Source organism: Nesterenkonia suensis, assembly GCF_054782935.1.
The window spans coordinates 498,610-511,474 of sequence record NZ_BAAGRN010000001.1 but is presented as its reverse complement, the minus strand read 5'-3'; the positions used below and the strand labels follow the sequence as shown (position 1 = coordinate 511,474).

The window sequence follows — 12,865 nt, the reverse complement described above, 5'->3', positions numbered from 1 at the left end:
CCGGCCCCCGGATCCCAGGCAGCTGCGGAACGGCCCCCGCCCTGCGATGTCCGCGTCGCGGGCCGGCGGGGGCTTAGGATGGTCGCCGTGGAGAATCCGATCCGAGTGCTCGTCGACCAGCCGGAGATCCCCGGCAACACCGGAAACCTGATCCGCCTGGCGGCGGTGACCGGGATGCAGCTGCACCTGGCCGAGCCGCTGGGGTTCGACTTCAGCGACGCCAAGCTGCGGCGCGCCGGACTCGACTACCACGACCTGGCGGTGATGACCGTCCATCCCAGTCTGGAGCACGCCTGGGCCGCGCTGTCCCCGCAGCGGATCTTCGCCTTCACCGGTGACGGCGACACCTCCCACACGGCCGTCGACTACCTCCCCGGGGACGTGCTGCTCTTCGGGCGGGAGTCCACCGGGCTGGACTCTGTGGTGAAGGAGGATCCACGCATCACCGCGCAGGTCCGGATCCCGATGCTACCCTCGCGGCGCTCCCTGAACCTGGCCAACTCGGTCTCGATCGCCGTCTACGAGGCCTGGCGCCAGCGCGGCTTCGACGGGGCCGCCTGACCGGCGCCCAGCGGTTCCGACCACGGCGGCGCCGGGTTTCTCCGCCGCGTTCCGGCATGTGTGCGTCGGTCCCCGGCGCCAGGTCCCGAGGTGGCTAGACTCGGCAGACATGGAGACTGCTTCCCCGCGCCGTGACGGCGACCAGCCTCGCCCCGAGGACCAGGACACGTCGGGGGCGTCCCGCACGCCCCTCGGGACGGACGCGCGCCCTGCCGAGGATGATCGTGCTCCGGGCGGTCCCTCCGCCGGCGAGCACTCGGGGGCCGGAACCGGGTGGGAGACCGCGGTGGGCACCGGCGCACCGACGCTCTCCGAGGACCCGACCCTGGGTGAGCTGCTCACCGCGACAGCTCACGGTGATCAGGCCTCGTTCGCCGCCTTCTATGAGGCCACCGCCGACGTCGTCTACGGCCTCGCCCTGCTGATGCACCAGGACCCCGACGGCGCCGACGCCTCCACAGTGGCGGTCTACCACCATCTGTGGGACCAGGCGGACGTGCGGGCGCGCGATCTGCGCCTGCAGACCGCCGCCTCCGAGACGCTCACCGATGAGCATGCCGACGCCGAGGCCAGCTACCGTCCCAGCGAGTACGAGCTCGTCCTCGAGTGGCTGGTCCCCCTGGCCCACCGGATCATGGTGGAGCGTTTCCGGGACGGCTCCGCCGTGCCGATCTCCCTGAGGGCCGTCTCGGACGGCGGCGGGATCGCTGGGCTTCCTGAGGAGGTGCTCGGTGATTTCGCCGTGCTCTCCGACTCCCAGTCCCAGGCGCTGGCGCTGAGCTATCTGGCCGGGTTCACCCACCAGCAGATCGCCGAGGCCGTAGCCGCGGCGATCCCCGCGGTGAAGTCACGGCTGCGGGACGGCATGACCCGGCTGCACAGTCAGCGCAGCGCCCGCGACGAGGAGTCCGATCCCATCCTCCGCGCTGCGGTGACCCGCCGGGACCTCGAGCGCGGGACCGGGGTCAACCGCAATTTCACCAAGGAGATCTCCGCCGATCTGCAGAAGGGCCTGCTGGTGGAGCTCGCCGAGGTCTATGCTCTGGACGCCCTCGATGATCGGGAACGCTCTCTGCTCGACGAGTTCGTCCTCGACGCCGACGAACGCACCGCCCAGCAGTGGGACACTCGGGTGCTCGCCGCCCGCCGCACCCTGGCCGAGATCTTCACCGCCCACCCGGTCGTGCCGCCGGCGCATCTGCTGGAGGAGGTGCTGCTGGAGCTCGGCGACCAGGAGGTCGGGATGGGCATGGTGGAGGAGTTCTCCACCCACACCGAGGAGTCTCCGAAGCGTGAGCCGATCCTGAAGCGGTGGATGGTGGTCACCGGGTTCGTGGTGGTGCTCCTGATCGCGATCGTGCTGATCTGGCGGTTCACCGGTGGTCAGGACATCGTCGCTGTCGCCGAGGACGCCGAGGACGCCCGTGAGCTGGAGGGCATCGAACTGGCGGAGGGCGGCACCGCCCGGGCGGTGATCTCCGCCTCCGAGGACGTCGGCTACGTCGACTTCGAGGACGTGGCCTCGCTGGACGGTCTCTCCTATCAGGTGTGGCTGCTGCCCTCTGATGAGCGCCCGCCGAGCTCGTTGGGCAGCTTCAGCGCCTCCGAACTGGAGGAGGAGGTGGTGACCCTGCGCGGCATCTCCGGGTACGAGCAGCTGCTGGTCACCGCTGAGCAGATCCGTGGCGAGGAGCGCCCCACCGGTGAAGTGATCGTGGAGGTGCCGCTGCGGGAGCGCATCACCGAAGGTCCGCAGTACGGCGGCGGGGGCGCACCCGCCGAGGAGGATGACGCCGATGAGCGCTGAGTTCACCACCTGTGACCTCTACGACGCCGACGAGTCGCTGCAGTCGGTCTCCCTGCAGCTGCAGAACCTGGGCGGGCGGCCCCGGTTCCGCGGCCCGGTGCGGACCGTTCGCTGCCACCGGGACAACGGGCTGGTCAAGGCCGTGCTGGACTCCCCCGGCGACGGCGCCGTGCTCGTCGTCGACGGCGGAGGATCCCTCGAGTCTGCCCTGATGGGCGATATGATCGCCGAAGCCGCCGTAGCCCAGGGCTGGGCCGGGGTGGTGATCAACGGCGCGATCCGCGACCGTGTCGCCGTCGCCCGCCTCGATCTCGGGGTCAAGGCCCTGGGGTCGAACCCGCGGAAGTCCTCCAAGGAGGGCACAGGGGACCTGGACGTGCCGGTGCGGTTCGGCGGGGTGGTCTTCCGCCCGGGCGCGATCCTGCACAGCGACGAGGACGGCATCCTCGTCGAACCCTGAACCGGGCGGTCAGAACCCGGCGAAGGTCTCGGGGCCGTTGACCACGACCCAGTGGAAGTCCTCGGCGTACCCCTCCGGAGCGCCGTCGTCGGCGCCTGCGGCATGGATCCTACGCAGTCGGTCCAGCACGAACTCCTCCATGCGGGCCGGGTCCGGGTGCTGGCTGAAGTGTTTGCGCAGCGCGGCGAGCTTCTGCCGATGGTACCCGCCGACGTCGACCCGCAGATTGATCCGCTCCTCGGGGGCCGCCATGAGCAGCAGGTGCCGGATCTTGAACGACGCGAGCCCTTCCTGCTCGGCGAGCTCGGGGAAGGCGAAGGGGTTCTCCACCGCCGGGTAGCTGGCCTGCACCACGGCCTCACCGCAGGCGAGGTGGTCCGGGTGGGACTTCTGCAGCCGGTCCCAGGCCCGCTCCGGGTGCGGTGACATGACGGCGTCGGGACGCACCTGGCGCATCACCCGCACGATGCTGCGGATCAGGTCCGCCGTAGGGCGGACCCAGCCGTCACGCTCGTCGAGCAGGATGACCTCGCTGATGCCCAGGACTGCGGCCGCCTCCTCCTGCTCGACCTGCCTGCGTCGAGCCATCTGGTCGCGGTCCTGTCCGAGCTCGAAGCCTCCGGCGTCGCCGGCGGTGAGCAGACACAGGGTGACCTCCACCCCGCGCTCGGCCAAGGCCGCGATGGTCGCGGCCGCACCGAAGTCGACGTCATCGGGATGGGCGCCGAAGGCCAGCACGCGGCGCACCCCGAGTGTGTCGATGAGCTCGTCGGGGCTCTGCGGCATGCCCTGCGGGGGACGATGTGGATGCTGAGGCGGGTGCTGTGGGGTCATCGGTCCGCTCACATCCCTCCGAGGGTGACCTCGGCCTCGTGCTCACGGCCGTCTCGCAGGTAGGTCACGGTGACGGTCTCTCCGGCACGGTACTCCCGCACAGTGGCGGTCAGCGTCAGGCTGTCCTCAATCCGACGGTCCTCCACCTGGGTGATGATGTCGCCGGGCTCCAGCGCAGCCTCCTCCGCCGGGGAGCCCGGCGCGACCTCCTGGATGTACGCCCCGGTGGTGAAGCCGCCGCCGGACTCCAGCGGCTGCTCGCCTGAACCCGCGGCGTTGACGGTGACTCCCAGCAGCCCATGGGAGACCTCGCCGTCGGCGATGAGATCCTCCGCGACCCGCTGGGCGTAGTCGATGGGGATGGAGAAGCCCACTCCGATGCTTCCGGCCTCCGCCTCGGAGATCCCGCCCCCGGTGGAGGCGATCGCGACGTTGACCCCGATGACGCGACCCTCGGAGTCCACCAGTGCTCCGCCGGAGTTGCCCTGGTTGATGGCCGCATCGGTCTGGATGACGTTGATGTGGATCGACCCCTGCGACGGTGAGGTCTCCAGGTCCGGGAAGTAGAACTCGAAGCCGTCGTCGTCTGGCTCTCCCTCCTCGGGCTGCGGCGCGTCCGGGGACTCCTCGTCCACTGCGGCGGAGGCCACGGAGATGGTGCGCTCCAGCGTGGAGATGATGCCGTCGGTGACCGTGCCGTCCAGGCCGAGCGGGGCCCCGATCGCGATCGCCCGGTCCCCGACGTTGAGGTCAGAGGATGTGCCCAGCTCAGCGGGCTGGACCCCTTCGGGATCGTCGAGCTTGATGACGGCGAGGTCGGAGAGGGGGTCGGTGCCCACCACCTCCGCCGTGCGCACGGAGCCGTCGGAGAGTCTGACCTGGATCTCCGGCTCGGCGGTGGCCCCGCCGAGGGTCACCACGTGGGTGTTGGTCAGAATGTGTCCCTCGGTGTCGAGGATGATGCCGGATCCGGAGCCGGCGGCATTGGCGGCGCCGACCGAAAGGGTCACCACCGAGGGTGAGGCCTTCGCCGCGGCTGCGGTCACCGCCGTGGCGCTGTCCGGATTGTTGATCTCGATGCCGGCCCCGCCGACGTCGACCTGGTCGTCGGCGAAGAGCCCCACGGCACCGGCTCCCACCCCGCCGCCGATGAGCCCCGCGACCAGGACACCGGTGAGGAACAGGGGCACCCCGACTCCCTTCCGGGGCTTCTGCTCCCGGGTCGGTTCCGGCTGACCCGGGTGACCGGGATGCCCGGGATGTCCCGGCTGACCGTACGGGCCTGCGGGAGGGGGCGTCTGACCGGTCTGCCAGGGGGCCGACGGGGAATGCGCTGCCCCGAACGGCCCCGGCTGGCCCGGCTGGCCCGGCTGCCAAGGTTCTCCGTGCGGGCGAGGCTGCCAGGGTTGTCCGTGCGGGCGAGGCTGGCGAGGGGGCTCCACCGGGTGGTGCTGTGCCGGTGACCCGGCGGACGGGGAGGAGACGTCAGGCCCGCGCTGGGGCCCGGACAGCGGCTTGTCCCCTCCGCCCTCGGGTGAGGACGGCGTGGAGCCGGCCGGGGATCCCACCGGGGGGCGACCCTCGGCGTGGTGCGGGATCTGCCGCGTCGGCTCCGGCGGCCTGGCAGGGATCCGTCGGGTCTGCTCAGCGTTCTGCGGCCCACCCTCAACCGGACTCTCCGGCGTCATCGACACCGGTGCGCGCTCCTGAGGCTGCTCACGCTCCTGAGAGTCGTCCCGGTCCTGGGGGTCCTCCCGGTCCTGGGGGTCTCTTGTCATGAATATCCTGCTTTCCACCTGACGACGGCGCCCGCCGGGCGAGCGTTCGGGTCCCAGTCCGTCACCCATGACGGTGACGGTGCACTCGACGCATTGTGCCCGCCCATCCTGTGCTCTCGACGATAACTCGCTGAGCGTCACCTGGGCGATTCCTCCCCGCAGCATCCGCCTGCCGTCCCCGCCCGTGCGACGCCGAGGCCCCCGACGGGGGCTCCTGTCTGGGCCTGCACCGACGTGGACGCTTCACCGGGGTGCTCCTAGACTGAGCTCATGCTCGAAGCCGCTGCGATGCACCTGCCCGTCACCTACGGCGCCGTCATCGTCGGCCCGCTCATCATCGGTGCGGGCGTGCTCGTGCTCATCGGCCTGGGAGCCATGTACCTCTCCGGGGGCCAGAACCAGGCTCGCCGGATCGGCTCCGCCGGCGCACCGGGATCGGGACTCGGAGCCGCCCAGGATCAGAGCTCTCCACCGGACCCGCGGGACACCATGCCCTTCGATCAGCTCCGCCAGCAGGCCGGTTCGATGCTGGTCGCCGCCGACGAGGCCGTCCGCTCCTCCGAACAGGAGATCCTGTTCGCCCAGGCCGCCTACGGTGATGAGGCCGTGGAGGTCTTCCGTGAGGACATCCAGAAGTCCAAGGAGCACCTGCGGGACGCCTTCCGACTGCAGCAGCAGCTGGACCAGGACCCGCCGACCGAGGAATCACGGGCCCGGCAGATCGTCACAGAGATCATGGACCATTGCGATGCGTTGGATGCGTCCCTGGACGAGCACCGTCAGGAGTTCGAGGGCCTGCGCGATCTGGAGCGCCGACCCGGCCCGGCGGTGGAGCAGCTCACCGAGCGTCTCGACGGCCTGCGCCAGCGCCTGCAGCATCTCGAGGCTCAGCTGTCGGAGCTGCAGGAGCGATACGTCGGTGAGCCGCTGACCGGTGTGGAGCAGAATCTGCGCCGCAGTGCGGAGAAGCTGGATCAGGCCGCCTCCCATCGGGACAGTGCGCGCCTCGCGACCGAGGAGCAGCGTACCTCGGACGCCGTGGTGGCCATCCACTCCGGGGAGCAGGCCGCATCAGAGGCCGGTGACCTTCTCGACTCCGGGGAACAGACGATCTCGCGCCTGCACGACGCGCGAAGGAACCTTGATGTCGGGCTCGCCCAGACCGAGCAGGACATCGCTCAGGCTCGGGCCACCCGAGAGGCCGGCCAGGCTCCCGAGCTGGCCGGCCCCATCGCTGCGGCCGAGTCCGCGGTGACACGGGTCCGGCACACCATGGACAGCGGCGATCGGTACGACCCCCTCGAGCTGCTGCTGGGCCTGGAGCTGGCCCACCGGGAGCTGGACGCCCCGCTGAACTCCGTGCGCGACCGGCAGGCCAAGGACCGACGTGCCCGGGAGATGCTGCAGACCGAGCTGCTGGCCGCCCGGAATCAGGTCCAGTCCTCTCAGGACTTCCTGCGCTCTCGGGCTCATCTGCTCGGCACCACGGCACGGACCCGCATGGCCGAGGCCGAGCGGTGCCTCTCCGAGGCTCAGTCCTTCGCCGACTCCGAGCCGGCCAAAGCGCTGGAGTTCGCCACCGAAGCCAAGACCCTCGCCGTGCAGGCCGCTCAGATCGCCGACCGGGACCGTGCTGAGGAGAACTTCAGGAGCTCCGGAGGCGGGTTCGGCGGCTACGGTCGCCACTGGGGCGGCGGGTACGGCGGAGGATACGGGCACGGCGGTGGGCGTTCCTACGGAGCGGGCTACGGCAGACGGCGCGGCATGGGCCGGGCCGGACGGCGAATGGTGCGCTACGGGATGGGCCGCGGGCGTCGTCGGTGGTTCTGAGCTGACGACCAGGGTCCCGCCACACCCCTGTGTCTGACCGTTCCTACTGACTAGACTGACCTGAAACACTCCAGGAAAGGTGATCACCGTGACCAAGCAGTCCATCTTCGGCAGGATGTCCCAGCTGATCCGCGCGAACGTCAACGCGATGCTGGACCGTGCCGAGGACCCCGAGAAGATGCTCGACCAGATGGTCCGGGACTTCACCAACAACATCGCTGAGGCCGAGGAGGCCGTCGCCCAGACCATCGGAAACCTCCGGATGATGGAGGACGACTACCGCGAGGATCTCGACACGGCACGTTCCTGGGGCCAGAAGGCCCTGGCGGCTTCGAGGAAGGCCGATGAGTTCCGCGCGGCCGACGACCCCACCGACGCCGAGAAGTTCGACAACCTCGCCAAGGTCGCCATCCAGCGGCAGATGGAGGCGGAGAGCTCCGCCCGTGCGGCGGAACCGACGATCCAGTCCCAGCGGGAGATCGTGGACAAGCTCAAGCAGGGCCTGGAGCAGATGAAGACCAAGCGTCAGCAGCTGGTCAGCAAGCGTGATGAGCTGGTGGCGCGCTCCCGCGCGGCCCACGCCCAGTCCCAGGTGCACGAGGCCGTGCAGTCCATCGACGTCATGGACCCCACCTCCGAGGTGGGCCGCTTCGAAGAGAAGATCCGCCGCGAGGAGGCCCGGGTGCGTGGCCGCAACGAGCTGGCCGCCTCCAGTCTGGATGCCCAGTTCGAATCGCTGGAGGATCTCGGCGAGCAGACCGAGATCGAGGCCCGGCTGGCCGCGCTCAAGGGCGGGACCTCGGCGCCGTCCGCGCTGGGCGCCGGCAACGGCGAGTCCGGCACCGGTGTCACCGAAGCGGACCTGGCCGGCCTCTCCGAGCTGGACTCCGCGCTGGAGGGCAACGAGCAGAGCAAATGATCGACCGGAGGCCCGCCCAGCAGGGCTGACGCGCTCCACAGACGGCCCGGGCGGATCTCAGATGACGTCGGATACCCGCCCGGTGTCTGTGGCCTGCGAAATTCTGCTTCAATGGATGTCTGGCAACCGTCACCTGGATCCATCGATGAGGAGTCCTTCCGTGTCCACTGAGAACACCGAGTCCCGAGAGTCCGCCGCACAGGGCGCGACCACGGTCAATACCGGCCTGGCCCACATGCTCAAGGGCGGTGTCATCATGGACGTGGTGACCCCCGAGCAGGCGAAGATCGCCGAGGACGCCGGTGCCGTGGCCGTCATGGCCTTGGAACGCGTTCCGGCCGACATCCGCGCCACCGGCGGAGTCGCCCGCATGTCCGACCCGGACCTGATCAGCGGCATCATCGACACCGTCTCCATTCCAGTGATGGCCAAGGCCCGCATCGGGCACTTCGTGGAGGCCCAGGTGCTGGAGCACCTGAAGGTGGACTACATCGACGAGTCCGAGGTCCTCTCCCCCGCCGACTACGTCCACCACATCGACAAGTCGAAGTTCTCGGTGCCCTTCGTCTGCGGCGCCACGAACCTGGGCGAGGCGCTGCGTCGGATCACCGAGGGCGCCTCGATGATTCGTTCCAAGGGCGAGGCCGGCACCGGAGACGTCTCCGAGGCGATGAAGCACATCCGCACGATCAACGCCGAGATCGCCCAGCTGGGATCCAAGGCCGAGGACGAGCTGTACCTGGCCGCCAAGGAGCTGCAGGCACCCTACGAGCTGGTGAAGCAGGTGGCCAAGGACGGTCGTCTGCCGGTGGTGCTGTTCGTCGCCGGCGGCGTCGCCACTCCGGCTGATGCGGCGATGATGATGCAGATGGGAGCTGACGGCGTGTTCGTCGGCTCGGGCATCTTCAAGTCCGGCAACCCGGGCGCCCGTGCGGAGGCCATCGTGAAGGCCACCACCTACTACGACGACCCCTCCGTGATCGCCGACGTCTCCAAGGGACTGGGCGAGGCGATGGTCGGCCTCAACGTGGCCGACGTCCCGGCCCCGCACCGTCTGGCCGAGCGCGGCTGGTGAGTCCACGGATCGGGGTCCTCGCGCTGCAGGGGGCCGTGGCCGAGCATGCCCGCGCGCTCACGGCCTCCGGCGCCGAGGTCCGCACAGTGCGGCGACCGGCGGAGCTGGTGGGACTTGACGGACTCGTCGTCCCCGGCGGCGAGTCCACGACGATGGCCCGGTTGGCCGCCCCGGTGCACATGATGGAGCACATCCGTCAGGCTCACCAGGACGGGATGGCCCTGTTCGGCACCTGCGCCGGTCTGATCCTGATGGCCCGGGAGGTCACCGACCCGGAGGCCCTGGACGGCTTCGATCGGATCGGCGGCCTGGACGTGGTCGCCCGCCGCAACGGCTACGGCAGTCAGCTGGACTCGTTCACCGAGGAGCTGGACGTGGTGGGACTGGAGACTCCGCTGGAAGCAGTGTTCATCCGAGCTCCGGTGGTGGAGCAGATCGGTGCGGGGGTCGAGATCCTCGCCGAGTCACGCGGCCTGCCGGTGGCCCTTCGGCAGGGAAGGGTCCTCGCGACCAGCTTCCACCCTGAGCTGACCCAGGACCACCGTCTCCATCGGCAGTTCGTGGAGATCGCCGCAGGGATGTGAGGTGCACCTCCTCATCGTCGGCTTGTAAGCTCGAGTCCAACCGCTTCACCTGCCGTCCCACCCGCCGCGCTCAGAGGAAAGCATGACAGCACACGACGACGTCAGCCGGATGGCTTCCGACCCGGCCACAGATTGGGCCACTCTGCACTGGATCGCAGAGAACCACCCGGAGCTCCGCCCTGACGTCGCCGCGAACCCGAACACCTACCCGGAGCTGTTGGAGGCGCTGGCCGACCTCGACGACCCCGCGATCAATGCGGTGCTGATGCGGCGGTTCTGGCCTCAGGACCAGCTCCCGATCTCCGAGCCCGAACCAGAGCCGGAATCGGAGCCCGAACCAGAGCCGGAGCCGGTCGGTGTGCTGCTGCCCGGTGATGACATGCCGGATCACGAACCGTCCGCCGCTGAGCCCGGGCAGGCGTCTGCGGCGGCCGCAGCCGGGGAAGCCACGGCCAGCGGGGCCGGCGCGGGCGCTCCGGCAGGTGGTGCCGTCGGAGGCGGCACGCCGGGCGGCTCCCGGCGCCGTCGTCGTGCCGGGCTGGTGGTCCTCGCCGTGGTGCTGCCGCTCATCGCCCTGGGCGCGATCGTCGCCCTGGGCTTCACTCTGCTGGGTGAGCGCAGCACTCCGGCCGCCGAGCAGTCCCCACCGCCTGAGCCCGAGCCGACCGCTGCCGAGCCGGAGGAGTCCCCCGAACCCCCTGCGGAGGAGCCCGACGAACCGGAGGACGAAGGCCCCACGCCGGAGGAGGTCCGTGCGGCCCTGCAGGACCTGCCGGACGACTCCTCCTGTGAGGCGCCCGGCGATGATGCTGAGCTCTTCGATCTCCTCGTCGACACCGTGAACGAGCAGGAGTCCTGGGGGCAGGCGGACGCCGACCTGGCCCAGGACACGGTGGAGGACCTGCGCTCGGAATGCGGAGATCCGCATGCCGCTCGCGTCTTCCAGCTGCTCAGCGGTGAGGAGGCCGAGCATGAGGAGCTGGTCTCCGCAGTGGGCGGCATGGGCACCGAGTGGTTCAACTATGCGTTCCCCGCCACGGGCGCGCAGGAGCTGGCCCGCTTCTCCTCACCCGATGGCAATGTGATCTGTGAGATCGGCGAGTCGCTGCGCTGCCGGGTCCTCGAGCATTCCTTCGAGGCCCCCGAGGACTGTGAGGACGGTGCCACCTACCGGATCAGCGTCGACGAGGGGCCCCTGCCCGACTGCGAGAATCCAGTCTCCGACGAGGACGACGCCCCGGTGCTGCAGTACGGTCAGACCGCCGGCAACGGCTTCTTCGCCTGCACCTCGTTCCAATCCCAGATGTCGTGCTGGAACCAGCTGACCGGTGAGGGCATCAACCTCTCGGCCACACGCAACAGCATCTATTGAGCTCGCGGACCCCGATGAGTCGTCCGTGAGCTCCGCAGCCGGTCCCCTTCCGGGGTGGCCCAACCATCCCCTGCGTCATGGTCGGGCGATCCTGCGCGAGGTGCGGGATTCCGACGTCGTGATGGCCCGTGAACTGTCTACGGACCCGTATGTGCCGTTGATCGGTTCCCTGCCCGCCCACGGCACTGTGGAGGAGCTGCTGGCCTGGATCCGCCGACAGCAGGGTCGGCACGCCGAGGGGGCAGGCTTCGCCTTCACCATCGCCGATGCCGACGACGCCCCGGTGGGCCATTGCGGGCTGTGGCTGCGCGAGCTGGACCAGGGACGCGCCACCGCAGGGTATGCGCTGGCCCCCTCAGCACGGGGCCGGGGGCTGGCGGCGGACGCCCTGACCGCTCTGACACAGTTCGGCTGGACCGTGGAGGGCCTGCATCGGATCGAGCTGCTCATCGAGCCCTGGAACACGGCCTCCGTACGCACCGCCGACCGTGCCGGCTACCGCAGGGAAGGCCTGCTGCACAGCCACCAGGAGATCGGAGGACGCCGTTGCGACATGCTGCTCTACGCGGCGCTTCGGGAGACTCCCTCCGCGTTCGGCCATTTCTGATCTCCCGGAGAGCCTGGCGAGCCGTTCCCGTGGTACGTCTCGGCCACAAGGGGGCATCCGCGGCGGGCTCGAGCCGAGCAGGGACGGTCCGGGGGCGACCGGGGGAATCCAGCGCCCCAGCCGCGGCGACCGCTCGGGGATATGGCATCCCCCGGGAATGCGCCGCCTGACGCACGAAGGCCCTTGATCCGGAATGTCTTCCGGGTCAAGGGCCTTCGCCTTCTCGTTGCGGGGGCAAGATTTGAACTTGCGACCTCCGGGTTATGAGCCCGGCGAGCTACCGAACTGCTCCACCCCGCGTCGACATGTATTACTTTACCGGCGCATGAGCATCACGCAAAATCGAGGGGGGCGAATCGGGTGTGACCTCCGTCTCCTGGGCTGCGGAGGCGTGACGTCCCAGGTCAGCCTCGCGTACCCTCGGTGCTCCAGCGCACCGCGTTCCGCGCGGAGACGACCCCCGACCCCGCGGCTCCCCGGAGCCCGTCACGGAGGCCCTCATGATCTTCGACCTGCCGATCCACCCTCTCGTGGTCCACGCGGTGGTGATCCTCGTACCCTTGGCCGCGCTGCTGCTCGTGCTGGCCATCTGCGTCCCCCGGCTGCGCAGGGCCTGTGGTCCGCTGGGTGTCATCCTTGCCGTGGTCGGTGCGATCTCCGCCGTCGTCGCCGACCAGTCCGGCTCGATCCTGACAGAGTACGTCGGCACCCCGGAGGAGCACATCCGGTGGGGCCTGCCCACGGTGATCTCCTCTGCGGCGATGGCCCTCGCCTCCCTGCTGTGGTTCTTCCTCGGCGGCCGCATCCCCCGCCTGATCTTCGGGATCCTGACGATCCTCAGCGCGATCGCCGCGGTCACCTTCACCATCCTGGCCGGGCACAGCGGCGCCGAGGCCGTCTGGGGCGGACTCAGCTGATCGATCGCCGTCGCGGAGCGCCGGGCCCACCGGCGTCGTCCCCTCCCCGGGCACCGCACGACCGCACGGCCCCACCCCAGCACATCGACACAGACGACGGCGGGGTCGGTTCCCCTCCCAG

12 protein-coding genes and 1 tRNA gene are annotated in these 12,865 nt (G+C 69.9%); 10 read left to right on the top strand and 3 right to left on the bottom strand.

The window, feature by feature from the left end; genetic code table 11:
• The first annotated feature begins 87 nt into the window (after window positions 1-87).
• The 3 genes from ACYVKI_RS02195 to rraA all read left to right on the top strand — a co-directional run bounded on the left by ACYVKI_RS02195 (window position 88) and on the right by rraA (window position 2,828).
• The gene (locus tag ACYVKI_RS02195) at window positions 88-561 is read left to right on the top strand and encodes a tRNA (cytidine(34)-2'-O)-methyltransferase (RefSeq protein ID WP_460688706.1); all 474 of its coding nucleotides are present in this window, start codon (window positions 88-90) and stop codon (window positions 559-561) included.
• A gap of 109 nt (window positions 562-670) precedes the next feature.
• A complete protein-coding gene (locus tag ACYVKI_RS02190; protein WP_460688705.1) occupies window positions 671-2,368 on the top strand; it encodes an anti-sigma factor domain-containing protein in 1,698 nt (565 codons plus the stop codon).
• Window positions 2,358-2,828 (top strand): ribonuclease E activity regulator RraA, encoded by a 471-nt coding sequence (rraA, locus tag ACYVKI_RS02185; RefSeq protein ID WP_460688704.1) that lies wholly within the window; start codon window positions 2,358-2,360, stop codon window positions 2,826-2,828. The genes ACYVKI_RS02190 and rraA overlap by 11 nt, the downstream gene beginning before the upstream one ends.
• Window positions 2,829-2,837: 9 nt before the next feature.
• On the opposite strand, the gene ACYVKI_RS02180 is transcribed toward rraA, so the two are convergent.
• Both ACYVKI_RS02180 and ACYVKI_RS02175 read right to left on the bottom strand, forming a co-directional pair.
• The gene (locus ACYVKI_RS02180) at window positions 2,838-3,614 is read right to left on the bottom strand and encodes a PIG-L deacetylase family protein (protein WP_460688703.1); all 777 of its coding nucleotides are present in this window, start codon (window positions 3,612-3,614) and stop codon (window positions 2,838-2,840) included.
• A 56-nt stretch (window positions 3,615-3,670) separates the two neighbouring features.
• Complete coding sequence (locus tag ACYVKI_RS02175; protein WP_460688702.1) at window positions 3,671-4,852, bottom strand: S1C family serine protease; 1,182 nt, start codon at window positions 4,850-4,852, stop codon at window positions 3,671-3,673.
• Between the two features lie 858 nt (window positions 4,853-5,710).
• Here ACYVKI_RS02175 and ACYVKI_RS02170 point away from each other — a divergent pair.
• The 6 genes from ACYVKI_RS02170 (at window position 5,711) to ACYVKI_RS02145 (ending at window position 11,827) form a co-directional block, all read left to right on the top strand.
• On the top strand, window positions 5,711-7,270 hold the full coding sequence (locus tag ACYVKI_RS02170; RefSeq protein WP_460688701.1) for a hypothetical protein: 1,560 nt from the start codon (window positions 5,711-5,713) through the stop codon (window positions 7,268-7,270).
• Between the two features lie 88 nt (window positions 7,271-7,358).
• On the top strand, window positions 7,359-8,189 hold the full coding sequence (locus tag ACYVKI_RS02165; RefSeq protein WP_460688700.1) for a PspA/IM30 family protein: 831 nt from the start codon (window positions 7,359-7,361) through the stop codon (window positions 8,187-8,189).
• A gap of 235 nt (window positions 8,190-8,424) precedes the next feature.
• Window positions 8,425-9,264, top strand: coding sequence for a pyridoxal 5'-phosphate synthase lyase subunit PdxS (gene pdxS / locus ACYVKI_RS02160; RefSeq protein WP_460689382.1), 840 nt, complete (start codon window positions 8,425-8,427; stop codon window positions 9,262-9,264).
• The gene (pdxT, locus tag ACYVKI_RS02155) at window positions 9,261-9,848 is read left to right on the top strand and encodes a pyridoxal 5'-phosphate synthase glutaminase subunit PdxT (protein ID WP_460688699.1); all 588 of its coding nucleotides are present in this window, start codon (window positions 9,261-9,263) and stop codon (window positions 9,846-9,848) included. The genes pdxS and pdxT overlap by 4 nt, the downstream gene beginning before the upstream one ends.
• An 82-nt stretch (window positions 9,849-9,930) precedes the next feature.
• The gene (locus tag ACYVKI_RS02150; RefSeq protein ID WP_460688698.1) at window positions 9,931-11,220 is read left to right on the top strand and encodes a variant leucine-rich repeat-containing protein; all 1,290 of its coding nucleotides are present in this window, start codon (window positions 9,931-9,933) and stop codon (window positions 11,218-11,220) included.
• A 25-nt stretch (window positions 11,221-11,245) separates the two neighbouring features.
• On the top strand, window positions 11,246-11,827 hold the full coding sequence (locus ACYVKI_RS02145; RefSeq protein ID WP_460688697.1) for a GNAT family N-acetyltransferase: 582 nt from the start codon (window positions 11,246-11,248) through the stop codon (window positions 11,825-11,827).
• A 226-nt stretch (window positions 11,828-12,053) separates the two neighbouring features.
• On the opposite strand, the gene ACYVKI_RS02140 is transcribed toward ACYVKI_RS02145, so the two are convergent.
• Window positions 12,054-12,127, bottom strand: a tRNA-Met gene (locus tag ACYVKI_RS02140).
• Between the two features lie 200 nt (window positions 12,128-12,327).
• On the opposite strand from ACYVKI_RS02140, the gene ACYVKI_RS02135 reads away from it, so the two are divergent.
• Window positions 12,328-12,744, top strand: coding sequence for a DUF2231 domain-containing protein (locus ACYVKI_RS02135; protein ID WP_460688696.1), 417 nt, complete (start codon window positions 12,328-12,330; stop codon window positions 12,742-12,744).
• Window positions 12,745-12,865 lie beyond the last annotated feature (121 nt).

Coding starts and splice junctions, on each gene's coding strand:
- ACYVKI_RS02135 (WP_460688696.1), top strand. CDS start 12,328: ATGATCTTCGACCTGCCGATCCACCCTCTCGTGGTCCACGCGGTGGTG.
- ACYVKI_RS02170 (WP_460688701.1), top strand. CDS start 5,711: ATGCTCGAAGCCGCTGCGATGCACCTGCCCGTCACCTACGGCGCCGTC.
- pdxS (WP_460689382.1), top strand. CDS start 8,425: ATGCTCAAGGGCGGTGTCATCATGGACGTGGTGACCCCCGAGCAGGCG.
- ACYVKI_RS02190 (WP_460688705.1), top strand. CDS start 671: ATGGAGACTGCTTCCCCGCGCCGTGACGGCGACCAGCCTCGCCCCGAG.
- ACYVKI_RS02150 (WP_460688698.1), top strand. CDS start 9,931: ATGACAGCACACGACGACGTCAGCCGGATGGCTTCCGACCCGGCCACA.
- ACYVKI_RS02180 (WP_460688703.1), bottom strand. CDS start 3,614: ATGCCGCAGAGCCCCGACGAGCTCATCGACACACTCGGGGTGCGCCGC.
- rraA (WP_460688704.1), top strand. CDS start 2,358: ATGAGCGCTGAGTTCACCACCTGTGACCTCTACGACGCCGACGAGTCG.